Raw genomic sequence first — 23,031 nt, forward strand, 5'->3', positions numbered from 1 at the left:
AAATCCATTGTTTTTACGTGGTTTTTATTATGTAAAAGTAAACAAGAATTATGGCGGTTTGCTGTGTCGGGAAGTGCAGGGAAGTGCAAAGAGTTTGTAAATTCATCAGGCCGGGTGAGGGGGCTCACCCGGCCTGTTCACTATGCTACGGCGTTTTCTTCAAGCTGGCGCATAAACTGGCGTACCCAGTCAATTCGGGTTTTACGCTCGCTCAGATCCTGCATAAATTTCAGCCGGGTTGGACCGTCGAGGCGGAAGTGCTGCGGCTGTTTTTGCAGTAACCCAATCAGCCAGACCGGGTTAACGTGGTTTTTCTCGGCAAATTCAATAGTACCGCCTTTTTCATTACCTTCGAGCTTTCTGATCCCCAGTTTCTGCGCCTGCTGGCGTAAACGGGCGATATCCAGCAACGTACGAGCCGGGTCGGGCAGCAGGCCGAAACGGTCAATCAGCTCGACCTTAATTTCTTCCAGCTCGTTTTCACCTTTGGCACTGGCAATCCGCTTATAGAACGACAGTCGGGTGTTAACATCCGGGATATAGTCGTCCGGCAGCAGAGACGGCATGCGTAGTTCGACTTCGGTTTGCTGGCTGGTGAGATCTTCCAGCGAAGGCTCACGCCCCTCTTTGAGCGCATCGACGGCATTTTCCAGCAGCTCCATATACAGCGAGAAGCCGATGCTTTCCATGGAACCACTCTGATCTTCACCCAGCAATTCCCCGGCGCCGCGAATTTCGAGGTCGTGGGTCGCCAGCGCAAAACCTGCGCCCAAATCTTCCAGCGAGGCGATGGCCTCCAGGCGTTTTTGCGCGTCGGTGGTCATCGCTTTTGGATGCGGCGTCAGCAGCCAGGCGTATGCCTGATGGTGTGAGCGCCCCACACGACCGCGCAGCTGGTGCAATTGCGCCAAACCGAAGTGATCGGCTCGTTCGATGATGATGGTGTTAGCGGTGGGAATGTCGATCCCGGTTTCGATAATGGTGGTACACACCAGCACGTTAAAACGCTGATGGTGGAAATCGTTCATCACGCGTTCCAGTTCGCGCTCGCGCATTTGTCCGTGGCCGATACCAATCCGCGCTTCCGGCACCAGTTCCGCTAGTCTGTCAGCAGTTTTCTGGATATTTTCGACATCGTTAAACAGATAATAAACTTGTCCCCCGCGCAGAACTTCACGCAGGATTGCCTCGCGCACGACCAGATTGTCATATTCGCGCACGAAGGTTTTGACTGCCAGACGACGGGCAGGCGGTGTGGCGATGATCGACAGATCGCGCATGCCGCTCATTGCCATATTAAGCGTACGCGGAATTGGCGTTGCCGTCAGGGTCAGAATATCGACATCTGCGCGCATCGCCTTGATGCGTTCTTTGTGGCGAACGCCGAAACGATGCTCTTCATCGACAATCAGCAGACCCAGATCTTTTAACTTCACATCCGCTTGCAGCAGTTTGTGAGTGCCAATGAGAATATCGATTTTACCTTCGGCAACCTGCTCCAGAATCTGCGCTTGCTCTTTGGCGCTACGGAAACGGGACAACATCTCGATGCGTACCGGCCAGTTGGCAAAGCGATCGCGGAAGTTGTCGAAGTGCTGCTGCGCGAGCAGGGTGGTCGGCACCAGCACGGCAACCTGCTTGTGGTTCTCTACGGCAAGAAAGGCAGCGCGCATCGCGACTTCGGTTTTACCAAAGCCGACGTCACCACATACCAGGCGGTCCATGGCTAGCGGTTGGCACATATCGCTGAGTACCGCGTTGATCGCCTGCGCCTGGTCAGGCGTGGTTTCAAACGGGAAGCTGTCGCAAAACAGCTGGTACTGCTCACGGTCATGCTTAAAGGCGAAGCCTTCTTTCGCCGCGCGCTGGGCATAAATATCCAGCAGCTCTGCTGCGACATCGCGTACCTTCTCAGCGGCTTTCTGTCGGGCGCGGGACCAGGCATCGCCGCCAAGTTTATGCAGCGGCGCATTCTCTTCTGCACCGCCGGCATAGCGGCTGATCAGATGCAGTGACGACACCGGCACGTACAGTTTGGCGTCGTTGGCATAGGTGAGCATCAGATATTCACCGGTGATACCGCCCGCTTCCAGCGTGGTCATCCCGGCATAACGACCCACGCCGTGCTCCAGATGCACCACCGGTTGACCAGGATGCAGCTCTGCGAGGTTACGAATTAACGTATCCGGATTGATGGTGCGACGAGAATCCTGGCGACGGCGCGCCACGCGTTCCCCGAGCAGATCGCTTTCACAAATCAGCGCCAGATTGCGTTTGCTATCGATGAAGCCGTGCTCAGCTGCGCCAATCATCAGATAACGACCGTTATCTACGGCCTCATCGAGTCGCAATATCCGCTTCGGCGCCACTTTGATACGGGCGAGCAGTTCGCCTAACGCTTCCCGGCGGCCTTCACTTTCCACCGAGAAGATCACCGGACCGGTAAAGCCCTCAAGGAATTTACGTAACGCATCTAGCGGCGATTTTTGCTGCGCCTGAACGGCGATGTCCGGCAGTTTCTGGAACCCGAGGTTGGTATTCGCAGCTTTGTTCGCCAGACTCTCGGTTTTCAGTTGAACGCGCGGCCAACGTTTAAGTTCAGAAAACAGCTCATCAACCCGCAGCCACAGGGATTCCGGCGGCAGAAGCGGGCGCATTGGATCAACGCCGCGATTTTCAAAGCGTGACAGAGTATCGGCCTGGAAGCGTTCTGCGCTGGTCTCGATATCACCGGTATTCACCAATAACGTATTGGCGGGGAAGTAGCTGAATAGCGGCGGCAGCGTTTCGCTGAAAAACAGCGGTTGCCAGTATTCAATACCCGCAGGTAACGTGCCTTTACTGACCTGCTGGTAAATATGCTCGGCGTCGCGTTTCACCTCAAAGGTGTCCCGCCACTGGCTACGGAACAGCTCAATGGCCGTTTTGTCAGTCGGGAATTCGTGTGCGGGTAGCAAATTAATGGCATCGACTTCTTCCAGCGTGCGCTGGGTGTCGGTATCAAACAGACGCAGACTGTCGATTTCGTCATCAAAGAAATCCAGGCGATAAGGCAACTCGCTACCCATCGGGAACAGATCCAACAACGCGCCACGCGTGGCGTATTCACCGTGTTCCATGACCTGATCAACATGGCGATATCCAGCGCTGTCCAGTTGTTCGCGCAGGGCGTCGCGCGAAAGCCTCTGACCTTTTTTCATGACCAGCGCATGGCCGTGCAGATAGCTGTGCGGACAAACACGCTGCATCAGGGTATTTACCGGAACGATCAGCACGCCGCGCTGCATGGCAGGCAGCTGATACAGCGTGGAGAGACGCGAGGAGATTATCTCCTGATGAGGAGAAAAGCTGTCGTAGGGAAGCGTTTCCCAGTCGGCCAGGTTCATTACCATCTGGTCGGTAAACTGACGAATTTCATCATGCAGACGTAAAGCATTTTGCATGTCCGGCGCGATCAGTACCACTGGACCGGCGTGATGTTCGGCGATTTCGGCAACCAGCGTTGCGCAGGCCGCGCCGGTAAGCTCACCCAACTGGCGCTGATCGCCTGCTTTCGCTGGGAGCGTGTAACGATGTTGTTCAGGCATTCGGTTGTCAGGATCTCGTTTAGATATACATCTGATAAGCAATGTTCTTTATTATCCGTGATCGTTTCTCATAAGCAAATTGATTCGCCCCCGAATGGGGGCAAAAAGCGCGTTGGGGTTAGCGCGAGGCGGTCGATAAAGAGGGTGGGGAAAAGAGCAGATCGGCCACGGTTTTCTGTGAGATTTTACGCACCAACAGGCCAAACAGGGTGCACAGCAGCAGGCAGGCGAACGGATACACCAGCAGCAGGGCCAGCTCCGTGTATGCAGGCCAGACGGCATGATTAATTTTGGGGATTAGCGTTAAGCTGAACAGTTCAACCAGAATACGGTGAGTGGTGTAGATGGCGATGGTATTGGCGCCAATCACGCTTAGCGGACTGGATGCGCGCATGCCAAAGCGGCGTTCAAATTGATAAAACAGCTTCATGATTAGCACAATGGAAAGAAGAGAAAGCAATAGTGACACATTTGCCAGCCACGCGATGACGGCGGCGATTGCGCTAACCAGAAAAATGATTGCATGGCGGCGCAGGGGCTCCTCCTTGATCCACACCAACAGCGTTGCGCCAAACCACGCGCCGAGGCTATACCAGGGCAAATTGCGAATCACGCTGTTCATTCCCCACCACGGCGTTGGGACAAAATTGATAGCCACGCTCAGCACCACAAATAACGCCAACAGTGGCACCGCCCAACGGCTGAAAATTTTACACAGTACAAAATAGACAATCAGTGCATACAGATACCACAGGCTGGTGCTGGCGGTCAGCATCCCGCGGGTGAAACCCGCGATCGAACCGGCATAGGCAGCGTTGGCTGCATGGCTCAGATCGCGCTGTGGGGCCAACCAATTATTGAGAGTCACTAACGCCAGCCATTGCATTACCCCCCAGATCACCAGCACCCAGGCAATACTCCAGATCCGTTTATTCACGCAGGTTGCCCACGGGACGCTATCGATGTAGCGACGGATCAGATACCCCGAAATAAAGAAAAACACCGGCATGCGAAACGGCGCCAGGTACAAATTGAGGTAAATCCAGCATTTGCTCAGCATCTCTGAAAGCGGATGCTGAAAGGTGATGAGGTGCGGGTAAAACGTGATTACCGAGTGGTAAATCACCACCAGACAAATACATAACCCTTTGATCTGATTAATCCAAAGTTCTTTTTTACTCATTGAAACGGCGTATCCATATTGATTGCTGTAGTCTGCCATCCTGCGCAACCCGCTGCGCGCTGTAATGCGTAACTGTCTGCTTTTTGTTTTTTTAAGATAAAGATCAGGGACCCGGACTGAAGGGCGGAGGGACAACTTTAGCGGATTGATTTATTTATACTTTTAGGAATAGTGCTGACGAACACTTACGGTTCAGTCATTTACCCATTCCGCTTTCGCTTATATACTCGTGACTTTGCTAACCGCAACCAGACGGATTTCATGTACCAACCTGTCGCTCTATTCATCGGCCTGCGTTATATGCGTGGGCGTGCAGCAGATCGCTTCGGTCGCTTCGTTTCCTGGCTCTCCACCATTGGCATTACTCTCGGGGTAATGGCGCTGGTCACGGTGTTGTCGGTGATGAACGGTTTTGAGCGCGAGCTGCAAAACAATATTCTTGGCCTGATGCCTCAGGCCGTTCTCTCGTCTGAACAGGGTTCGCTCAACCCGCAGCAACTGCCAGAAAAAGCGGTGGTGTTGAACGGCGTCAACCGCGTTGCGCCTATAACTACGGGAGATGTGGTGCTGCAAAGTGCGCGTAGCGTGGCGGTCGGTGTGATGCTGGGTATCGATCCGGCGCAAAAAGATCCGTTAACGCCGTATCTGGTCAATGTGAAGCAAACAGATCTGCAGCCGGGTAAGTATAATGTCATCCTCGGAGAGCAGCTTGCCGGACAGTTGGGCGTTAATCGTGGCGATCAAATTCGCGTGATGGTGCCCTCGGCCAGTCAGTTTACGCCAATGGGGCGTCTGCCGAGCCAGCGTCTGTTTACGGTAATTGGCACCTTCGCCGCCAACAGCGAAGTCGATGGCTACCAGATGCTAACCAACATTCAGGATGCCTCACGGCTGATGCGCTATCCGGTGGGTAATATTACCGGCTGGCGTCTGTGGCTGAACGAGCCGCTGAAGGTTGACACGCTGAGCCAGCAAACGCTGCCGCAAGGTACTAAATGGCAGGACTGGCGCGAGCGCAAAGGGGAATTGTTCCAGGCCGTGCGCATGGAAAAGAACATGATGGGGCTGCTGCTTAGCCTGATCGTGGCGGTGGCGGCTTTTAATATTATTACCTCACTGGGTCTGATGGTAATGGAGAAGCAAGGGGAAGTGGCGATTCTACAAACGCAGGGGCTGACGCCGCGGCAGATAATGATGGTGTTTATGGTTCAGGGGGCCAGTGCCGGGATTATTGGCGCGCTGTTGGGCGCTGTGCTGGGCGCATTGCTTGCCAGCCAACTGAACAACCTGATGCCCATTATCGGCGTGCTTCTGGATGGCGCTGCGCTGCCGGTCGCCATCGAGCCGCTGCAGGTTATCGTTATTGCGCTGGTGGCGATGGCCATCGCGTTGCTGTCTACGCTTTATCCTTCCTGGCGCGCTGCCGCCACTCAACCCGCTGAGGCTTTACGTTATGAATAAGATCCTGTTGCAATGCGACAACCTGTGCAAACGCTATCAGGAAGGCACTGTGCAGACCGATGTACTGCACGATGTCAGTTTTTGCGTCGGCGAAGGTGAGATGATGGCGATTGTCGGCAGCTCCGGCTCCGGTAAGAGTACGCTGCTGCATCTGTTAGGCGGGCTAGATACACCGACTTCCGGCGACGTCATTTTTAGCGGTCAGCCAATGAGCAAGCTCTCGTCGGCGGCGAAAGCGGAACTGCGCAATCAGAAGCTGGGCTTTATTTACCAGTTCCACCATTTGCTGCCGGACTTTACCGCGCTGGAAAACGTGGCGATGCCGCTATTGATCGGCAAGAAAAAACCGGCTGAAATCACCGAGCGCGCGCGGGATATGTTGAAAGCGGTAGGGCTGGACCATCGTGCCAGTCATCGCCCATCCGAACTGTCTGGCGGGGAACGCCAGCGCGTGGCCATCGCCCGTGCGTTGGTAAATAACCCGCGCCTGGTTCTGGCAGATGAACCAACGGGTAACCTTGATGCGCGTAACGCGGACAGCATTTTCGAACTTCTGGGTGAGCTGAACCGCTCTCAGGGTACGGCATTCCTGGTAGTGACGCACGATCTGCAGTTGGCGAAGCGGATGAGCCGTCAGCTTGAGATGCGCGATGGTCGCCTGACGGCTGAACTGAGCCTGATGGGAGCTAAGTAATGGCTTCGCCTTTATCATTATTGATTGGTCTGCGCTTTAGTCGTGGTCGGCGGCGTGGCGGTATGGTTTCGTTGATTTCCGTGATATCCACCGTTGGTATCGCGTTGGGCGTGGCGGTGTTGATCGTCGGTTTAAGCGCCATGAATGGATTTGAACGTGAGCTGAACAACCGTATTCTGGCCGTAGTCCCACACGGAGAGATTGAAGCTGTAAATCAACCGTGGAATAACTGGCAGGAAGCGCTCGACAAGGTACAAAAAGTGCCGGGTATTGTCGCTGCGGCACCTTATATCAACTTTACCGGACTGGTGGAGAGTGGGGCGAACCTACGCGCGGTGCAGGTGAAGGGCGTTGACCCAAAACAGGAACAGCGTTTAAGCGCGCTGCCATCCTTCGTGCAAAACCACGCCTGGGATAATTTCAAAGCCGGTGAGCAGCAAATCATCATTGGTAAGGGTATTGCCGATGCGCTGAAGGTGAAGCAGGGCGACTGGGTGTCGATTATGATCCCTAACGCCAGTGCGGATCATAAGTTACAGCAGCCTAAACGCGTGCGTTTGCACGTTACGGGGATCCTGCAACTGAGCGGTCAGCTCGATCACAGCTTTGCCATGATCCCAATGGAAGATGCGCAGCAATACCTGGACATGGGAACCAGTGTTTCCGGGATCGCGCTGAAAGTTAACGACGTGTTTAACGCCAATAAACTGGTGCGAGACGCGGGTGAAGTCACCAATAACTATGTTTATATTAAGAGCTGGATCGGTACTTACGGTTATATGTATCGTGATATCCAAATGATCCGCGCCATTATGTATCTGGCGATGGTGCTGGTGATTGGCGTGGCCTGTTTTAATATCGTTTCCACGTTAGTGATGGCGGTAAAAGACAAAAGCGGCGATATTGCGGTATTAAGAACCCTCGGGGCGAAAGATGGGTTGATCCGTGCCATTTTTGTCTGGTACGGCCTGCTGGCGGGGCTTTTCGGTAGCCTGATAGGCGTCGTTATTGGGGTGATTGTCTCGTTGCAACTGACGCCGATAATAAACGGGATTGAAGCGCTTATCGGGCATCAGTTCCTGTCCGGTGATATCTATTTCATTGACTTCCTGCCATCGGAATTACACTGGCTGGATGTGATTTACGTGCTGGTGACAGCACTCGTGCTGAGTCTTTTGGCAAGTTGGTATCCGGCGCGTCGCGCCAGCAATATTGATCCTGCGAGAGTACTTAGCGGCCAATAACAACAATAATACACTAAAGCATTCATGCTGCATCAAGGCGTAGCCAACGCAGAGGCATCTTGAAGGATGACGTGTATCAAGGAGCGGTGATGTATTACGGATTTGACATCGGCGGGACCAAAATTGCGCTGGGCGTGTTTGATAAGCAACGTCGTCTGCAATGGGAGACTCGCGTGCCTACACCTCGTGACAGCTACGATGCTTTCCTTGATGCGGTCTGCAATCTGGTAACGGAAGCGGACCAGCGATTTGGTGTCAAAGGTTCGGTTGGCATTGGCATTCCTGGCATGCCGGAAACGGAAGACGGCACGCTATACGCGGCCAACGTTCCTGCCGCCAGTGGTAAACCGCTCCGCGCCGATCTCAGCGCTCGCCTTGACCGCGATGTGCGTCTGGACAACGATGCGAACTGTTTTGCCCTCTCCGAAGCCTGGGATGACGAGTTTACCCAATATCCGCTCGTGATGGGGTTGATCCTCGGCACGGGCGTCGGCGGCGGTCTGGTGCTTAACGGGAAATCCATTACCGGACGCAGCTATATCACCGGCGAGTTTGGTCATATTCGTTTGCCAGTCGATGCGCTGACGCTGATGGGCTTTGATTTCCCGCTGCGCCGCTGCGGATGCGGTCAACTGGGATGCATCGAAAGCTATCTTTCCGGCGGTGGATTTGCGTGGTTGTACCAGCATTACTACCATCAACCGCTGGATGCCCGTGAAATTATCGCACTGTGGGAGCAGGGTGATGAACAAGCGCGTGCCCACGTTGAACGCTATCTGGATTTGCTGGCGGTGTGTCTTGGCAATATCCTGACTATCGTCGATCCCGATTTGGTGGTGATTGGCGGAGGCTTGTCGAATTTTACCGCTATTACGACGCAACTGGCGGACCGACTGCCACGTCATCTGCTGCCGGTTGCCCGGGTGCCGCGTATTGAGCAGGCACGGCACGGTGATGCGGGCGGGATGCGCGGGGCCGCTTTCCTACATCTTACCGATTAATACAAAGAGGTTGTTATGCTGTCGCGTCGGGGTCATCGGTTAAGCCGCTTTCGTAAAAATAAACGCCATTTGCGCGATCGCCTGCGTCAACGAATCTTTTTCAGAGACAGAGTGGTGCCTGAATTGATGGAAAAACCAAGAGTGCTGGTACTGACGGGGGCGGGAATCTCCGCTGAGTCAGGAATTCGAACATTCCGCGCGGCGGATGGTCTCTGGGAAGAACATCGGGTCGAGGACGTTGCGACTCCGGAAGGATTTAGTCGAAACCCGGAACTGGTTCAGTCGTTTTATAACGCCCGTCGCCATCAGTTGCAGCAGCCAGAAATCAAGCCTAATGCGGCGCATATCGCGCTGGCAAAACTCGAAGCCGAGCTGGGCGACCGTTTTTTACTGGTGACGCAGAACATTGATAACCTGCATGAACGTGCAGGCAGCCAGAACGTTATCCATATGCACGGCGAACTGCTGAAGGTTCGCTGTTCGCAGAGCGGGCAGATCCTGGAGTGGACGGGTGATGTGACCCCGGAAGATAAATGTCATTGCTGCCAGTTTCCTGCGCCGCTAAGACCGCACGTGGTGTGGTTTGGTGAAATGCCGCTGGGCATGGATGAAATTTATATGGCGCTGGCAATGGCGGATGTGTTTATTGCCATTGGCACATCGGGCCATGTTTATCCGGCTGCGGGTTTTGTGCATGAGGCAAGACTGCACGGGGCGCATACGGTAGAGCTCAATCTCGAGCCGAGCCAGGTGGGAAGCGAATTTGAAGAGAAGTATTACGGTCCGGCAAGCCAGGTGGTGCCTGAGTTTGTTGAGAAGTTATTGAAAGGACTGTAACGGCTATCCGGGCAATATTACTTAAGTTTGTACAAGCTGGCGGTCCTCACGCAGGGCCGCCATAATCAAAAATCCTGCGATGTAAAAACAACAGATCAGCGCCAACGCGCTCAGCCACACGGGCAGCCGGGTAATGTAGACGAGGCTGCACGAGATAATCACCAGAATAATTCCGGTATACATGGGGTGTGCAATCCATGCAAAAATACCGCGCGTAACCCGTTTGGCGCTGGGTAAATAGTAGCCTGTCCACGTGTGGCTTTCACCTAAATCCCATTTTCCTTTGATGACCAGCGCGTTACCGACGATCGCCAGAATGAGACATCCCCACTCCACCGGGCCAATCTGATGATTGAAAAACAGGCTGTAGCCAAAAACCAGGATCGGTATTAAAAAAGTGAGTCGTAGCAGGCGGGTTGCGGTGATGGGCAGCAAAGGACGAGCGTTTACCGGCTGTTTACGAGGGAGGATCACCAGCGTAAATACGATCAGATTAGCCAATTCAAGTATCAGCCAGAGCGTTGCCATTGGAAGCCTCAGAAGCCGACCTGGAATACTGTAAGCATAGCCAGAAACTGGAGAGCGGGAGTCAGTCGAAAGACGTAAAAGTCGGGTTGGCAGGTAGCAACCCGGCGCATCGAGGCCTGCCGGGTTGCACGAGTATTAGCGTCCTGCTTTCAGCTTCTGATAATACTCTTCATAGATAGCGCTGGCGGAACCCACATCGTTCTGCCATTCCCCTTTGTTGATGGTTTCTGCGTCAGGGTAGAGCGTTTTATCATTCGCGACTTCAGGACTTAACAGCTTACGCGCTGCCAGGTTTGGTGTCGGATAACCAATAGTTTCCGCAACTTCTTTCGCCACGTCCGGGCGCAGCAGGAAGTTAATCAGCTTCAGCGCACCTTCTTTATTTTTGGCGTTAGCCGGTATAGAAAGGCTGTCCATCCAGAAAATGCCACCTTCTTTTGGCCATACCACTTCCAGTGGAGTACCCGCCTGGCGCGCCACATACGCGGAGCCGTTCCACACCATTCCCAGATTAACTTCGCCTTCCATATACGGGTTGGCCGGGTTGTCAGAGTTAAACGCCGCGACGTTAGGCATCAGCTTCTTCAACTCGTTATAGGCGGCTTCAATCTCTTTAGGGTCGGTGGTATTGCCGGAATATCCCAGTTTGCGCAGCGCCATCTGGAACACTTCACGCGCATCATCCGTTAATAACAGGCTGCCTTTGTACTCCGGTTTCCACAGATCGGCCCAACTGGTTACGGTTTTCGGGTCGATGGCATCGCTGTTAACGCCAATGGCCGTTGCACCCCAGATATACGGGATGGAGTAGTCATTGTTCGGGTCAAACGGCTTATTGAGCATTTCCGGGTCGAGGTTGTGGAAGTTGGTTAACGTCGACTTGTCGATCTTCTGGATCATGCCTTCTTTACGCATTTTATCGACGTAATAGGTAGACGGAACCACCAGATCGTACGCACCGTCTTTATAGGTTTTGAGCTTGGCGTACATGGTTTCATTCGACTCGTAGGTCGAATAGATAACCTTAATGCCGGTCTCTTTGGTGAACTGCTCCAGCAGCCCTGGCGGCACGTACTCAGTCCAGTTATAGAAATAGAGCGTGTTGTTGTCATTCGCGTGAGCGGCGCTCATGCCCAGTGCCAGAGCACCCGCCGCGAGCAGGTGGCGTGACCATTTTTTCATCATTTAACGTCCCCTGAATTAAGGGCCTTAGCGGCCCTTGGTTTTATCACGTGCAATAAGCTGGCTGGCGATCACCATAACCAGCGACAGAACCAACAAAATGGTCGCCAGCGCGTTCACCTCTGGTGATACGCCGACCTTAACCATCGAGTAGATTTTTAATGGCAGAATTTCATAACCCGGCCCGGTAACGAAGGACGAAACGACGACATCATCCATCGACAACGTAAAGCTCAGTAGCCAGCCTGCAGCTACGGCAGGCATAGCCAGTGGTAGTATGATCTTGCGCAGAATAGTCACTTCACTGGCGCCGAGATCTTTGGCCGCCTCAAGCATGCGTACATCAAAACCTTTCAGGCGTGAGTAAACCGTCACCACCACAAAAGGCAGACAAAAAGTGATATGCGAGAACAGCAGCGACCAGAAACCGAGCTGAATACCGATCAGCATAAACAGCACCAGTAAAGAAATCGCCATCACGATATCCGGCGACATCATCACCACGAACAGCATGCCGCTGACAAACGGCTTGCCGCGAAAGCGGTAGCGGTACAGTGCGACCGCTGTAAGTGAGCCGATCAGCGTGGCGAACGTGGCGGAGAGCACCGCCATCGTCAGCGAGTGCTGCGCCGCCTGCAGCAGACTGTCGTTATTCATCAGCAGGCCGTACCATTTGGTGGTGAAACCCTGCCAGTTGATACCAAAGCGCGAGCTGTTAAAGGAGTTCACAATCAAGATAATGATTGGAATATACAGATACGCGTAGATAGCGGTCATAAAACCGCCGCGAAGCAGTCGACCGATCATTCGAGTTCCACCTTCTTGTTCAGCAAGCGGGAGGCGCGCCAGTAGATCAGCAGCATCAGACCCATCACGATGGTTAGGGTAATACTGGTGGCGGCACCGAACGGCCAGTCGCGGATGTTCAGGAACTGAACTTTAATCACGTTGCCAATCAGCAAGTTTTTTGCTCCGCCCATTAGGTCGGAAACGTAAAACAGGCCCATTGCGGGCAGCATAACCAGCAGGCATCCGGCGATAATCCCCGGCATCGTCAACGGAATAATGATGCGGGTAAAAGTCTGAAGTTTACTGGCGCCTAAATCGCGTGCGGCTTCCAGCAGCGGTTTATCGAGCTTTTCAATGCTGGAATAGAGCGGCATCACCATAAACGGCAGCAGAATGTACACCAGCCCGATAATCACTGCGCTGGGGGTAAACATGATGCGAATGGGAGTATCAATAACGCCAAGCCACAACAGAAACTCGTTGAGATAGCCTTTGGTGCTGAGAAAAATTTTGAGTCCGTAGATGCGAATAAGCGAGTTGGTCCAGAACGGAACAATCAGCAGGAACAGCAGCAATGGGCGCACTTTTTCCGGCAGTTTCACCAAAAACCAGGCAAACGGATAACCGAGAACCAGACAGGCGAACGTGGCAATCAGCGCCATATTGAGGGAGTGAACCAGCACCTCAAAATAGAGCGGATCGAGCAGGCGCGTATAGTTTTCCAGCGTAAAGACCATTTTGACGAAATTGGCGTCGTCGCGGGTCAAAAAGCTGGTGCCGATGATCATCAGGTTGGGCAGAAAGACAAATAACACAAGCCAACCGACAATGGTGACAATCACCACACTCTGGAATTTACTTGTGTTCTTCATCAGCCAGTACGACCTCCCAGCTTTCTACCCAGTTAATCGCCATTTTCTGGTCGAGAGAGTGGTCAAAGTCAGGGTCGTCTTCGTTGAAGAATTCACTGACCATCACCATCTTGCCATTTTCCAGTTCCACAACCGACTCCAGCGTCATGCCTTTGTAGTTGCGTTCACGCACGTAGCCGATCAAGCCTTCGATATGATTATCATCGTTGATTTCATCAACGCGCAAGTCTTCAGGTCGTAACAGAACGTGCAGCTTCTGCCCGGGAATCACCGCAAAGTTAACATAAATATTGCACTCGCGGCCTTCAACGTTAGCACGAACACGCTGTTCGTCCAGACGTTCTATCACCGTGGCGTTAAACATATTGATCTCGCCGATAAATCCGGCGACGAACAGATTTTTCGGCTCTTCGTAGATTTCGCGCGGCGTACCGTCCTGCTCAATCTTACCATCGCGCATCACCACGATGCGATCTGACATGGTCAGCGCTTCTTCCTGATCGTGTGTGACAAAGACAAAAGTGATACCCAGCTTACGCTGCAGCGCTTTCAGTTCGTTCTGCATCTGCTTACGCAGTTTGTAGTCCAGCGCAGAGAGGGATTCATCTAACAGGAGTAAGCGGGGTTTGTTGACCACAGCTCGGGCAATCGCTACGCGCTGCTGCTGTCCGCCGGAGAGTTGATGCGGTTTTCGCTGGGCGAACTCTTCCAGTTGCACCATACGTAGAGCTTCGGTAACGCGGGGAGAAATGTCGGCTGCGGGCGTTTTTTGCATGCGTAAGCCAAAAGCCACATTCTCAAACACGGTCATGTGGGGAAATAAGGCATAGCTTTGGAAGACGGTGTTCACGTAGCGGTTTTCCGCAGGAACGTGAGTGATGTCCTGGTTGTCCAACATAATATGACCGGAATCAACTGTTTCCAGGCCGGCTATCAGGCGAAGAACGGTTGTTTTACCGCAGCCAGAGGGGCCGAGCAGCGTGAGAAACTCGCCATTATTGATGGTCAAATCCAGGCTGGAAATCACCTCTTTGCCATCGAAACTTTTGCGAATTCCCGCTAATTGCACCAGTGGAGAAAGCGAACGCGGTTGTTTATTCAATTTTTTACTCTGTCCCATGTAAACGCAACGGATGGCTGACCGATGCGGGGTTTGTGGTTAACCACCTTGATGACTCTTAATGAGGGCCGTTATTCTACGGCAAACCATGGTAATCGCCAATCCTTGTTGCTAATTACTGACTTAGCCCTATAGTCAGAGGGGATGTCAGGGCGAAATATTCTCATTTGCGGGGATAAAAGTGACCTGACGCAATATTTGTCTTTTGTTGCTTATTGATAATGTTGTCACAAAAAGTGAGGGTGACTGCATGGATAAACTACTTGAGCGTTTTTTACACTACGTGTCGCTGGACACCCAATCAAAATCGGGCGTGCGGCAGGTACCCAGCACCGAAGGACAGTGGAAGTTATTACAACTGCTCAAACAACAGCTCGAAGAGATGGGGCTGGTTAATATTTCACTGAGCGAAAAGGGGACGCTGATGGCGACGCTGCCCGCTAACGTTGCTGGCAATATTCCCGCGATCGGCTTTATTTCCCATGTGGATACCTCACCGGATTTCAGCGGTAAAAACGTTAATCCGCAAATCGTTGAAAACTATCGCGGCGGCGATATTGCGTTAGGCATTGGTGATGAAGTTTTGTCGCCGGTGATGTTTCCGGTACTGCATCAACTTCTGGGCCAGACGCTGATCACCACAGACGGTAAAACCCTGCTGGGCGCAGATGATAAAGCAGGTGTGGCGGAAATCATGACCGCGTTGGCTGTGCTTATCCAAAAAGATATTCCGCACGGTGATATCCGCGTGGCCTTTACGCCAGACGAAGAGGTCGGCAAAGGGGCGAAGCATTTTGACGTTGCGGCATTCGATGCGCAGTGGGCCTACACCGTTGATGGCGGTGGCGTAGGGGAGCTGGAGTTTGAAAACTTCAACGCCGCGTCGGTTAATATAAAAATTGTCGGCAACAATGTGCATCCCGGTACCGCAAAAGGGGTGATGGTGAATGCGCTGTCGCTGGCGGCGCGTATTCATGCGGAAGTTCCGGCAGACGAAAGCCCGGAGACGACGGAAGGCTACGAAGGCTTCTATCACCTGGCGAGCATGAAAGGGACGGTTGATCGGGCGGATATGCACTACATCATCCGTGATTTTGACCGCAAGCAGTTTGAAGCGCGTAAACGCAAGATCATGGATATTGCCAAAAAGGTCGGCAAAGGATTACACCCGGACTGCTATATCGAACTGGTGATTGAAGACAGCTACTACAATATGCGCGAAAAAGTGATTGAGCATCCACACGTTCTGGATATCGCCCAAAAGGCGATGCGCGATTGCGATATTGAACCGGTGCTGAAACCCATTCGTGGCGGCACTGACGGCGCGCAGCTGTCATTCATGGGGTTACCGTGTCCGAATCTGTTCACCGGCGGCTATAACTATCATGGTAAGCATGAGTTTGTAACCCTGGAAGGAATGGAAAAGGCGGTGCAGGTGATTGTGCGTATTGCGCAGCTCACCGCGAAGCAGCAGTAAATTTATTGACAGAGGCCGGATAAGCGGAGCGCCATCCGGCCTGGAATATTGCTCTCCAGTAGGCCTGATAAGACGCGTAGCGTCGCATCAGGCACTGTCCGCATTATCCTTCGAAGAACCAGTACCCGCTGTTGACCAGCGCGGCAAGCATGGCAAGGAAAGACGGATCTTCCAGCGCATCCTCAAAATTCTCAGCTGTCAGCACAATATGGCTGGCCAGCGCTTCCAGGGCAGGACGATGCGGCGAATCAATTTTCTCACCGTTGGCGTAGACGTCGTCGCCAATACGCAATACGCGCAACCCACCCAGACGCACTAATACATCCCCTTGCTTCAGGGCATCGTAAATTTCGTCTGGCTGATAGGGTGGCTCCGGCGGAGCAATATCCAGCTCATGACGAGACTGAGAGATAAACTCGCCAAACCACTGCTGGAAATGTTCCGGCTGATTAATCAGACCGAGCATCATTTCGCGCAGCTTGTCCATCTCCTGCGGCAGAACGTCAGCCGGGTGATCGCGCGGCGGCAGGTCAGGATCGCTGTAATACGTGCTGCCCAATTCACGTTGCAAAACGTAATCGGCGAATCCGCTGATCAGCTCGCGAGTGTTTGGCGCGCGAAAACCGACCGAATAGTTCATCGCATTTTCCAGCGCATAGCCTTCGTGCGGGAATCCTGGTGGAATATACAGGATATCGCCGGGTTCCAGCTCTTCATCAATGATGGCTTCAAACGGGTCGACCTGCAGCAGGTCCGGATGAGGGCAGTGCTGCTTCAACTGCAGTTTTTCGCCCACGCGCCAGCGACGACGTCCGGTTCCCTGAATGATAAACACATCGTACTGATCCAGGTGTGGGCCAACGCCGCCGCCGGGTACGGAGAAGGAGATCATCAGATCGTCGATGCGCCAGTCCGGCAGTTCGCGAAACGGGCGCATCAGCGCGGCGGTTGGCTCATGCCAGTGATTGACCGCCTGCACTAATAATGACCAGTTGTTCTCGCCGAGATGATCATAGCTTTCGAACGGACCGTGGCTCACCTGCCATTTACCGTCCTGGTGGCTGACGAGTCGGCTGTCGACTTCGCTTTCCATTGCCAGTCCAGCCAGTTCGTCAGGAGAGAGTGGATCAATAAAGTTGTTAAACCCGCGTTTTAAGACCACCGGGCGTTTCTGCCAGTGACGTTCAAGAAAATCGGGCCAGTTAAGTGTGAGTTGGTATTCCATAATGAGCATCCCGCAGGCTGGTATCTGCAACCGATTATAACGGATACTTAACCTCAAGCGTGAAGTCAGTACATATTTATTACATGCGACGATTACTCGTCTTTCTGACCCGGCTGCTGACGGCCAAAAATAACTTCCATACGCGCGCCACCCAGCAGGCTGTCGCCAGCAATAATCTGTCCGTCATACTGCTCGGTGATTTCTCTCGCCACCGCCAGGCCGACGCCTTGTCCGGGACGTAGCGTATCTACGCGTTGTCCACGGTCAAACACCACTTCCCGTTTGCTTTGCGGAATACCGGGGCCATCATCTTCAACCAGAATATGCAGTTGATCCTCGGACAGTTGCGCTGAAATCTCGACAAACTCCAGACAGTATTTACAGGCGTTATCCAGCACGTTACCCATTACTTCGACAAAGTCGTTCTGCTCGCCCACAAAACTGATTTCGGGTGAGATATCGAGATTAATGTTAACGCCTTTACGCTGATACACTTTATTCAGTGCCGAGGTGAGTTTATCCAGTAACGGCGCGACCGGATGCAGTTCGCGGCTGAGCAGGGCGCTGCTGCCACGCATACTGGCGCGATGCAGGTAATAGCCTATCTGCTGCGAAATACGGCTGATTTGTTCCAGCATAATGGGTTCTGCATCGCTCACGTTCATTTTTTCATTACGCATTGAGCGGAGCGTGCTTTGCAAAACTGCCAGCGGTGTTTTCAGGCTGTGGGTGAGGTCCGTTAACGTGGTGCGGTATTTGTCGTAGCGCTCGCGTTCGCTTTTTAAAAGCCGATTAAGATTGCGGACCAGGCTGGTCAGTTCGCGTGTCGTGGCGGGGTTTAGCATCTCACGATGATGTTCCTCAAGTTCACGGACTTCACGCGCCAGCGATTCAATAGGTCGTAGGCTCCACCAGGCGGCCACCCATAACAGCGGAATGACCAGCAACAGATTGGCGACCAGCACATAAATAAACCAGCTCCAGACCATATACGAGCGTTTTAGCTCAATAGGAATGGTGTCGACAACCACAATAGTCAGTTGCGGCATTCTGGCGGTGGCGGGATAGACGTTCACTGCTACCGAGTGGGTCATTTCGGCATCGTCGTCATCTTCTCTGACTTCTTTTAACTGCTGCTGAGCAGAGTGATCTTCGCCCAGTAAGGTGCTGGTGGCGTCTACATTGGCTTCAATTTCATGAAAGCCGTTCGTTTTTAGCCAGTCCGGTTGGATACTTTGCGTCAGCCAGGGAACATTGCGCTGCGCCCACAACAACTCACCACTTTCGTTATAGATCAGTGACATTGTTGGGCTTTGCATATCGAGATTCTCAGGCAGCTCGATGTTTATCTTGCCGTTCTCCCACTTTGCCAGGGTATAGAACAGATTACTTTCTCCCCGTAGCAGGCGGAATGTTGTCTTATCAAAGCTGACGCTATAGCCCACCAGGGCAACCATGCCGTAGGCCAGCGAAAGCACCAACACCACGCCTGCGGTTGCCAGTAAAAAGCGCAACCGCAGCGATAATGGAAAAAAATGACGCAATAATTTATTCATTAGCGCAGTTCAAAAAGATATCCCTGGCCACGCACGGTGGTGATGACATCATCCGGGTATTGCGCCTGAATTTTTTTACGCAAACGGCCCATCAAAACATCAATGGTGTGACTTTCACGCAGCTCGGCATCCGGATAAAGCTGCAGCATGAGCGAATCTTTACTCACCACTTTGCCATTATTACGGATGAGCGTTTCCATAATGGTGTATTCAAACGCCGTGAGCTTGATAACTTCATCATTGACGGATAACTCGCGGCGAGAGAGGTCCACCTGAAAAGGCGGAAGGGAGATAATTTGCGATGCCAGACCGCTGTTGCGACGCATCAGTGCCTGCATGCGCGCAGCCACTTCTTCAATGTGAAACGGTTTGGTGACGTAATCATCAGCGCCGGCGCTGAGTACTTCCACCTTGTCCTGCCAGCCTTCACGCGCGGTTAACACCAGAATCGGCAGCGAAACTTCATTACTGCGCCAGCGGCGGATCAAGGATAAACCGTCTTCATCGGGGAGTCCTAAATCAACGATCGCGATATCCGGCAAATGTTCATTCAGATAATAGTCCGCTTCCTTCGCATCTTCTGCATCATCCACCTGATGCCCTAAATCCTGTAACTGAACCTTGAGGTGGTGGCGTAATAAAGCATTATCCTCGACGACCAATACGCGCATCATCTTTTCTCCCTAAAATAACGGTATGAATAGTTTAACGCTGATTATGTGGATTGAAAGCAGCGCTATGAAATTAAATAACTTTTCTCATGCTCCCCTGCCCGTGGGGGCGCCCTGGGGGCAGTGCTGTTGGCATCTGATTGTTCAGCATGTTGACCTGATCCTGGTTCATGTCGCCAATCCACTTGGAGTAAACCTCGTACACCATGCGCGCATCTTCATGTCCCATCTGACTCGCTATGAATGACGGGTTCGCTCCGGCCATCAACGTCCAGCATGCGTAGGTATGCCGTGACTGATAAGGATTCCTTTCGCGGATATTTGCAAGTTTAGTGCCTCGCTTCCAGCCATAGGCAATCGAGTTCTTGGAGAAGTAACTGCCTTTTTTTGACGAATATGCTGTCGGTGAAAAAACGAAGCGAAGAGATTGCTGCTCAGTTTTTCCGATCTCCCGATGGTGAAATCGAATTTCTTGCTTCGGATTAGCGCCGGTGATTTCGTATTGTTCCTTCAGTGCATCCAGAGCAGGTCTAAGCAACGTTATCGTCCTTATTCCGGCATCTGTCTTAGGAGGCACAAATACTCGCTTATTCGTCAAACTTCTGGATACGTGGATTTCACCTTTTACCAAATCAATATCTTCCCATGCCAGGGCGCATATCTCGCCCGGCCTCATCCCCGTATGTACGGCAACAATGATGATTAATGCCTGGCTACGGGGAAGGGCGGCTATCAGTGCCTGGTACTCATGAAGTAAAAGTGGGTCGGGATCATTTTTAGATAACTTGAGTCGCGACACTCCTTCATAAGGAGCATGCAATATAAACTGGCTTCGGTTTGCGAGCTTAAGCATTTCTGATAAAACTGCCATCTGTTTATTGACTGTTGAGGGCGCGCGGCCCTGCCTGGCCAGATTCGGCATTGCCGGGTTAATAATTGTCCCGATCAATAACTCCTTTCGGTAATGCAAAATGTCGGAATGCTCAATATCTACCAGACGGGTATTTTCTCCGATTATACGCAGTAACGTATTTACGACCGAAGTAAGCGAGAGCAGTGTTGCACCAGATACCTCTAAGGCTTTGGTGTCTGTAAAAAAATCACTCAACTCTTTAAACGTGGTGATTTTTTTGGTTGTGATGAACTTCTTAAGTGCTTTGGATTCCGGGAAACGTTTCGCATAGTCGAACTTACCGAACTGTATTTCACTTGTTATGAGCGCGCGAAGATTTCCAGCTTTTTTGATGTTGCTGCTGTTCACCGTCCAGCCCCGAAGGACTTCGCGGCAACGTTTGCCGCGATAGGTAAATGTGATCCGTATTTTTCCATTATGCAGCTCAACGCCGGTTGGAAAGTCCATCATGCTTCCTGTACTAATTGGTTAATCTTTGGATAGTTGTACCAAAGCAGACCTTTAGAATTGTTAGTTTCCCCGAGAGCTGTCAGATGTTTGAAATGCACGCCTTCGATCCACAAATTCAACCGATAACTTTTAATTTGTCTTTCAGACAAGCCGGTCTTTTCTGTTAGTCGCGCTTCAACCATCCACTCTTCGCTGAAAATGAGTTGCGACATACATAACTCCGATGCCGCCAGCCACAACAGTACATGCTGCAGCTGGCGAATATTGATAATCAAAAATCAGTAGTTGGTTTTGCCTTTCGTTTTTGGCACCGTTTTTTCTTGAGTTTCATGCTCGGCTGTATAGCGCGCTGTAGAACTGGTGGCCGCGTGAAAACATGTTCACTTATGCGCCTGCGTTCTCCCATTCGCCATAAATGCCAGGACGTCCAGTCACATCCATCATCACAGAGGTGCAGAGAACGGATCAGGGCTTCATCGCCGGTTAAATTCTCTGTCACTGCTCCACCTCCGCACTTATAACCCCAGCGGCCAACGCTGCGGCCATGTGCGGCAATTCGTCAAAATCACCGCGGTATGCCGGGTTTGCACACATCCCTTGCAGTGCTGCGAGCGTCAGTTGCTGGCGGTAGGTGAGGGCCATCGGGGTAGGTTTTGGCGCAAATACTGTTTCTGGTTCCTTTTTCGGCTTAACGGTAACCACGGGAGGATCCATCACCACCGGTTTTGGCGGTTCCGGGCGACGATATTCTACGATCGCATCGAGGGCGATTTTCTGACGTACGGCAGCATCATCAGACCAGCTATCAAGAATTGTCGTTGCGACATCATGAACTTCTTCATCGCTGAAATTGGGCGACAGACAAAATTCAGTGGTGGCGATATCGATGATTAGCAGAGGAAGAACGTCAGCGATCATATGACCAGTGCATGCCACAACGCCTTCTGCTTCTTCTTTGCCCATAATGTCAGTACGTCCGGACAGCAGGTCATTCAGCGCGTGGGCAATCTCAATTTCATGATCATCCAGAAGTGGTCGGTCGTCTTCCTGTTCGGTCACTTCCGTTTTTTCGCCCTCATTTGAGGTGCTATTGGCAAATGCTGCATCCAGTTCCCTGTCGAGTTCTGCAGCGCGAGCCGGGCAGACTGCTGGTGGTAAATTTTCGTCCTGTAACGTCTGTTCGGTTTTACCATCAGATTTTGCTCCATCATTCTTTTGTGGCAGCGGGGCAGACGTACGGCCGCAAGCAATATCAATGACCAGTTGTGGTGGATTAACGCAGTCAAAACCCGCAATGCAGCTATCGATGTATTGGCGAAGTTCGCCAGGGTAAATATGAAGTTTTTCATCAGCGGTTTTGATGATGGCCACGATGGAAGCCGGGTGATAATCATGAATACCCGGTGTTCGTGAAAATGGCGCACACCAGTCATCAATCTCGACATTTTTACTGCACAGCATGGTATTGATGCGCATTTCAATGCTAACTGGAGGGCTGCACACGTCGAAATCCATGGATCGGGATAATTTTCCCATGGCTGTGCGATAGCGCAGTCTGGTAGCAAGTTCGCTCATGGTTGGCTTGTCACTGCTCCTGGTGCCACTCTGAACACACTTTATTGGCTCGCGTTTATCGGGCGGGGTATCAACCCATTGGGTAAACAGGTTTTTATAGTCTGGCCATTTAGCATTGTCGCGCGCCTTCTGACGCACCCAGGCCAGGCATTCGGTCTGTTTTTCAGGAAGCATGGCAAGAATGCGGGGTTCTTTGGCAAGACCCTCTGCCTGTTCACGTAAAGGGCTAAATTCATCATCATTCAGCATGTCGATTAACTGGCCATACTGAGAAGGGGTGATTTCATCAATGGCACCAAACACCGCAAGGCAGTATGCGCGGGCCAGCACATCCAGCTCTTTCACTGGTTTCATTTTGTCTTCTGTCGAGTCAGCATTAAGTTGTTCATTTCCGCCAGCAAGCTCTGGCCCAACGATGATGCGCTCTGGTTCGCCTTTCTCAGCATTCCAGATAATGTCACCGGTGAAGAGGTCGGTATAGAACTGCCCTTCAACAGTGCAGAACATTCCTTCCTCTACTTCCCATACCTTGGGAGCAAAATAATCATCAGCATAATCTGGCGCGAACTGTATAAAATCCGCATGCAGTAATGTTTTTGCTATTGTTTTATTCTTGGCTTGTTTAAAAGCAACATAAACCGGAAGCGTACTATCTTTTTCAAGCGC

19 protein-coding genes are annotated in these 23,031 nt (G+C 52.2%); 6 read left to right on the forward strand and 13 right to left on the reverse strand.

Going from position 1 to position 23,031, the window contains the following annotated elements; all coding sequences use genetic code 11:
- Positions 1-140: 140 nt before the first annotated feature.
- Together mfd and OGV77_RS01560 are read right to left on the reverse strand one after the other, a co-directional pair.
- The gene (gene mfd, locus OGV77_RS01555; protein ID WP_047412009.1) at positions 141-3,587 is read right to left on the reverse strand and encodes a transcription-repair coupling factor; all 3,447 of its coding nucleotides are present in this window, start codon (positions 3,585-3,587) and stop codon (positions 141-143) included.
- Between the two features lie 118 nt (positions 3,588-3,705).
- A complete protein-coding gene (locus OGV77_RS01560; RefSeq protein WP_087051049.1) occupies positions 3,706-4,770 on the reverse strand; it encodes an acyltransferase family protein in 1,065 nt (354 codons plus the stop codon).
- A gap of 261 nt (positions 4,771-5,031) precedes the next feature.
- On the opposite strand from OGV77_RS01560, the gene lolC reads away from it, so the two are divergent.
- The 5 genes from lolC (at position 5,032) to cobB (ending at position 10,007) form a co-directional block, all read left to right on the forward strand.
- Positions 5,032-6,231, forward strand: coding sequence for a lipoprotein-releasing ABC transporter permease subunit LolC (gene lolC / locus OGV77_RS01565; protein WP_003030806.1), 1,200 nt, complete (start codon positions 5,032-5,034; stop codon positions 6,229-6,231).
- Complete coding sequence (gene lolD / locus OGV77_RS01570) at positions 6,224-6,925, forward strand: lipoprotein-releasing ABC transporter ATP-binding protein LolD (protein ID WP_080625366.1); 702 nt, start codon at positions 6,224-6,226, stop codon at positions 6,923-6,925. The genes lolC and lolD overlap by 8 nt, the downstream gene beginning before the upstream one ends.
- Complete coding sequence (gene lolE / locus OGV77_RS01575) at positions 6,925-8,169, forward strand: lipoprotein-releasing ABC transporter permease subunit LolE (RefSeq protein WP_047412003.1); 1,245 nt, start codon at positions 6,925-6,927, stop codon at positions 8,167-8,169. The genes lolD and lolE overlap by 1 nt, the downstream gene beginning before the upstream one ends.
- 89 nt (positions 8,170-8,258) lie before the next feature.
- On the forward strand, positions 8,259-9,170 hold the full coding sequence (nagK, locus tag OGV77_RS01580) for an N-acetylglucosamine kinase (RefSeq protein ID WP_043015985.1): 912 nt from the start codon (positions 8,259-8,261) through the stop codon (positions 9,168-9,170).
- 15 nt (positions 9,171-9,185) lie between these two features.
- On the forward strand, positions 9,186-10,007 hold the full coding sequence (gene cobB / locus OGV77_RS01585; RefSeq protein WP_087051048.1) for a Sir2 family NAD+-dependent deacetylase: 822 nt from the start codon (positions 9,186-9,188) through the stop codon (positions 10,005-10,007).
- A 21-nt stretch (positions 10,008-10,028) separates the two neighbouring features.
- Here the strand turns inward: cobB and OGV77_RS01590 are convergent, their stop codons facing one another.
- From OGV77_RS01590 to potA, 5 genes are all read right to left on the reverse strand, one after another.
- Positions 10,029-10,535 (reverse strand): methyltransferase family protein, encoded by a 507-nt coding sequence (locus tag OGV77_RS01590; protein ID WP_047412000.1) that lies wholly within the window; start codon positions 10,533-10,535, stop codon positions 10,029-10,031.
- Between the two features lie 135 nt (positions 10,536-10,670).
- On the reverse strand, positions 10,671-11,717 hold the full coding sequence (gene potD, locus OGV77_RS01595; RefSeq protein ID WP_003030797.1) for a spermidine/putrescine ABC transporter substrate-binding protein PotD: 1,047 nt from the start codon (positions 11,715-11,717) through the stop codon (positions 10,671-10,673).
- Between the two features lie 27 nt (positions 11,718-11,744).
- On the reverse strand, positions 11,745-12,524 hold the full coding sequence (gene potC / locus OGV77_RS01600) for a spermidine/putrescine ABC transporter permease PotC (RefSeq protein WP_003030794.1): 780 nt from the start codon (positions 12,522-12,524) through the stop codon (positions 11,745-11,747).
- Positions 12,521-13,378: a spermidine/putrescine ABC transporter permease PotB gene (gene potB, locus OGV77_RS01605; protein ID WP_043015988.1), complete on the reverse strand. Its 858-nt coding sequence runs from the start codon at positions 13,376-13,378 to the stop codon at positions 12,521-12,523. Before potB ends, potC begins: the two co-directional genes overlap by 4 nt.
- Positions 13,362-14,498 carry a spermidine/putrescine ABC transporter ATP-binding protein PotA gene (potA, locus tag OGV77_RS01610; protein WP_043015989.1) on the reverse strand — a complete coding sequence of 379 codons (1,137 nt, stop codon included), beginning with the start codon at positions 14,496-14,498 and terminating at the stop codon, positions 13,362-13,364. The genes potB and potA overlap by 17 nt, the downstream gene beginning before the upstream one ends.
- Before the next feature lie 250 nt (positions 14,499-14,748).
- On the opposite strand from potA, the gene pepT reads away from it, so the two are divergent.
- Positions 14,749-15,975, forward strand: coding sequence for a peptidase T (gene pepT, locus OGV77_RS01615; protein WP_043015990.1), 1,227 nt, complete (start codon positions 14,749-14,751; stop codon positions 15,973-15,975).
- Positions 15,976-16,078: 103 nt separating this feature from the next.
- On the opposite strand, the gene roxA is transcribed toward pepT, so the two are convergent.
- The 6 genes from roxA to OGV77_RS01645 form a co-directional block, all read right to left on the reverse strand.
- Positions 16,079-17,200, reverse strand: a complete 1,122-nt coding sequence (gene roxA, locus OGV77_RS01620) for a [50S ribosomal protein L16]-arginine 3-hydroxylase (RefSeq protein WP_003030786.1) — start codon at positions 17,198-17,200, stop codon at positions 16,079-16,081.
- Between the two features lie 92 nt (positions 17,201-17,292).
- Positions 17,293-18,756 (reverse strand): two-component system sensor histidine kinase PhoQ, encoded by a 1,464-nt coding sequence (gene phoQ, locus OGV77_RS01625; RefSeq protein WP_043015991.1) that lies wholly within the window; start codon positions 18,754-18,756, stop codon positions 17,293-17,295.
- Positions 18,756-19,427: a two-component system response regulator PhoP gene (gene phoP, locus OGV77_RS01630; protein WP_003846709.1), complete on the reverse strand. Its 672-nt coding sequence runs from the start codon at positions 19,425-19,427 to the stop codon at positions 18,756-18,758. The genes phoQ and phoP overlap by 1 nt, the downstream gene beginning before the upstream one ends.
- Positions 19,428-19,500: 73 nt before the next feature.
- A complete protein-coding gene (locus OGV77_RS01635) occupies positions 19,501-20,787 on the reverse strand; it encodes a site-specific integrase (protein ID WP_286502544.1) in 1,287 nt (428 codons plus the stop codon).
- A complete protein-coding gene (gene xisR / locus OGV77_RS01640; protein WP_057068670.1) occupies positions 20,787-21,002 on the reverse strand; it encodes an excisionase family protein in 216 nt (71 codons plus the stop codon). The genes OGV77_RS01635 and xisR overlap by 1 nt, the downstream gene beginning before the upstream one ends.
- Positions 21,003-21,285: 283 nt before the next feature.
- Positions 21,286-23,031: RecE-related exodeoxyribonuclease (locus tag OGV77_RS01645; protein WP_286502543.1), on the reverse strand; the 1,746-nt coding region annotated here is incomplete at its 5' end.

The organism is Citrobacter sp. Ce129, assembly GCF_030334545.1.
Lineage (GTDB): Bacteria > Pseudomonadota > Gammaproteobacteria > Enterobacterales > Enterobacteriaceae > Citrobacter > Citrobacter europaeus.

What these genes read in the sequence shown, in the direction of transcription:
- pepT (WP_043015990.1), top strand. Translation starts at nt 14,749, where the DNA reads ATGGATAAACTACTTGAGCGTTTTTTACACTACGTGTCGCTGGACACC.
- lolE (WP_047412003.1), top strand. Translation starts at nt 6,925, where the DNA reads ATGGCTTCGCCTTTATCATTATTGATTGGTCTGCGCTTTAGTCGTGGT.
- potB (WP_043015988.1), bottom strand. Translation starts at nt 13,378, where the DNA reads ATGAAGAACACAAGTAAATTCCAGAGTGTGGTGATTGTCACCATTGTC.
- roxA (WP_003030786.1), bottom strand. Translation starts at nt 17,200, where the DNA reads ATGGAATACCAACTCACACTTAACTGGCCCGATTTTCTTGAACGTCAC.
- lolD (WP_080625366.1), top strand. Translation starts at nt 6,224, where the DNA reads ATGAATAAGATCCTGTTGCAATGCGACAACCTGTGCAAACGCTATCAG.
- OGV77_RS01635 (WP_286502544.1), bottom strand. Translation starts at nt 20,787, where the DNA reads ATGGACTTTCCAACCGGCGTTGAGCTGCATAATGGAAAAATACGGATC.
- cobB (WP_087051048.1), top strand. Translation starts at nt 9,186, where the DNA reads ATGCTGTCGCGTCGGGGTCATCGGTTAAGCCGCTTTCGTAAAAATAAA.
- potC (WP_003030794.1), bottom strand. Translation starts at nt 12,524, where the DNA reads ATGATCGGTCGACTGCTTCGCGGCGGTTTTATGACCGCTATCTACGCG.
- nagK (WP_043015985.1), top strand. Translation starts at nt 8,259, where the DNA reads ATGTATTACGGATTTGACATCGGCGGGACCAAAATTGCGCTGGGCGTG.
- phoP (WP_003846709.1), bottom strand. Translation starts at nt 19,427, where the DNA reads ATGCGCGTATTGGTCGTCGAGGATAATGCTTTATTACGCCACCACCTC.
- potA (WP_043015989.1), bottom strand. Translation starts at nt 14,498, where the DNA reads ATGGGACAGAGTAAAAAATTGAATAAACAACCGCGTTCGCTTTCTCCA.
- mfd (WP_047412009.1), bottom strand. Translation starts at nt 3,587, where the DNA reads ATGCCTGAACAACATCGTTACACGCTCCCAGCGAAAGCAGGCGATCAG.
- lolC (WP_003030806.1), top strand. Translation starts at nt 5,032, where the DNA reads ATGTACCAACCTGTCGCTCTATTCATCGGCCTGCGTTATATGCGTGGG.
- xisR (WP_057068670.1), bottom strand. Translation starts at nt 21,002, where the DNA reads ATGTCGCAACTCATTTTCAGCGAAGAGTGGATGGTTGAAGCGCGACTA.
- phoQ (WP_043015991.1), bottom strand. Translation starts at nt 18,756, where the DNA reads ATGAATAAATTATTGCGTCATTTTTTTCCATTATCGCTGCGGTTGCGC.
- OGV77_RS01590 (WP_047412000.1), bottom strand. Translation starts at nt 10,535, where the DNA reads ATGGCAACGCTCTGGCTGATACTTGAATTGGCTAATCTGATCGTATTT.
- OGV77_RS01560 (WP_087051049.1), bottom strand. Translation starts at nt 4,770, where the DNA reads ATGAGTAAAAAAGAACTTTGGATTAATCAGATCAAAGGGTTATGTATT.
- potD (WP_003030797.1), bottom strand. Translation starts at nt 11,717, where the DNA reads ATGAAAAAATGGTCACGCCACCTGCTCGCGGCGGGTGCTCTGGCACTG.